Source organism: Candidatus Enterococcus murrayae, from assembly GCF_017315985.1.
Taxonomy (GTDB): Bacteria; Bacillota; Bacilli; order Lactobacillales; family Enterococcaceae; genus Enterococcus_A; species Enterococcus_A murrayae.
In genome coordinates this window covers 1-1,726 of the sequence record NZ_JAFLVR010000095.1, presented here as the reverse complement: position 1 = coordinate 1,726, position 1,726 = coordinate 1, and the positions used below count along the sequence as shown (strand labels likewise).

1 protein-coding gene is annotated in these 1,726 nt (G+C 42.0%); it reads left to right on the top strand.

The genetic code is table 11. The annotated features are described in order from the left end of the window. Window positions 1-306: 306 nt before the first annotated feature. Window positions 307-1,560 carry an IS110 family RNA-guided transposase gene (locus tag JZO85_RS22910; RefSeq protein ID WP_207110825.1) on the top strand — a complete coding sequence of 418 codons (1,254 nt, stop codon included), beginning with the start codon at window positions 307-309 and terminating at the stop codon, window positions 1,558-1,560. Window positions 1,561-1,726 lie beyond the last annotated feature (166 nt).

Genomic DNA, 1,726 nt, shown 5'->3' with positions numbered 1-1,726 from the left:
CTATAATCCTGCCTTCCTACGAAAGGCACCAATGGGGTTATGAAAAACCTCAAAGCACCTTTCTTTGTTTTATTTTCGTGATACGCTTTCCTTACAGGTCCCTGGTATACTACAGAACCCGAGGAGGTGAGTGGCGGGGCTGTATAGCGGTGACCCCGCATTTCTATATGGTGTCGGTCATCCGTTAAGGCATCAATGAATGGCGCAAAACCGTAGCCCGTAAACTTATCTCTTCCGAAGTTGACTCGATTTCGCCGGATGACCAGTCCCTGCCAAACCTGTAATTGGTTTTTAGGGAGGTACTCTATGTTCAAAATCTTTCGTAAAAATTGTTGTGGCCTCGATGTCCACAAAACTTGGATCTATGCTTGTATCGGAATTACTGATGCAAATAGTCGTACAGAATATAAGCAAGCTCGCTTCTCTTCTTTTACCAAAGGGTTAAAGGACTTAGCTGAATGGCTTGCCAAATATGAATGTAGAGACGTTTGTATGGAATCTTCCGGCAAGTATTGGATTCCTGTGTTTAATATTCTTGAGAAAACTTGTTTTGTTACTTTGGCTCACCCGAAATACACGAAGCCTCAGAAAGGGAATAAAACGGATCGCAAAGATGCCAAATGGATTTGTGATCTATTTATGTGCGACATGATCAAGCCGAGTTTTATTCCTAGTCCTGAGATTCGCCACCTTCGGGATCTCATTCGCTATCGTTCGAAGTTGACCAATATGAAAACAGGTGAGAAAAATCGTGCATTGAACTGTTTGACCGTTTCCAATCTTAAATTAGATGATGTGTTTAGTGATGTCTTTGGAAAGTCCTCTAGCTCCATCATTTACTACCTGTTGGATCATCCAGGTGAAACATTCGATGTTCAACCGTTTATACATGGTCGGTGTAAAACGCCCATTGAAGAAATCCAAGTAGCGGTAGATGGTGCTGTCTCAGCTTCTCAAGCCATCAAGCTTCGCCAATGCCTCCAACACATTGACGAAATCGAAACACACATAAAAGAGCTTGATCAAGAAATTCAAGTTCTTACAGACCCCTTCTCACCCGTTTTAACCTTACTTCGCACCATACCCGGTCTTAACGCGAACCCTATGACGGCCATTGCGATTCTTTCTGAGATTGGACCAGATATGTCGGTGTTTCCAACATCAAAGCACCTCGTTTCTTGGGCTGGTTGCTGTCCAAGAAACGATCGAAGTGATAAGCGTGTAAAATCGACCCGGATTTCTCGTGCGGGGCAATGCCTAAAACCACTCCTTGTACAAATAGTGAATGCACTTTTAAGATCAAAGGAACACCCTGAATTTAAACAACGTTATCACCGAATCAAAACCAGTCGTGGACATAAAAAGGCTATAATCGCACTTTGTAAGATGCTCCTGACCGCTATCTGGAACGTCTTATCAAAAGTGGAACCTTATTCTGCCGAAGGTTATCTGGAGGATAAACCTTTGAAAGAAGAAAAAGTTCTTACACAATCCCAAGCCTTGACTCTCCTAAGGAAACGTGGCTATACGATTATAGATAGTCTTCCAAACTCGAGTTGATTTGATTCTTCTTGAATGAATCAGCAGCTTCCGTTAAATAAAATCGAAAAACGGTAGTCTTATTTGGTGTGCCTTTGTTTAGGAAGCATTGCGTGTTTTTATTTTCAAACTTATTCCTCCTACTTCACTTAAAGTCTTGGATCTAACCCAACTTCCTTGTCCATTT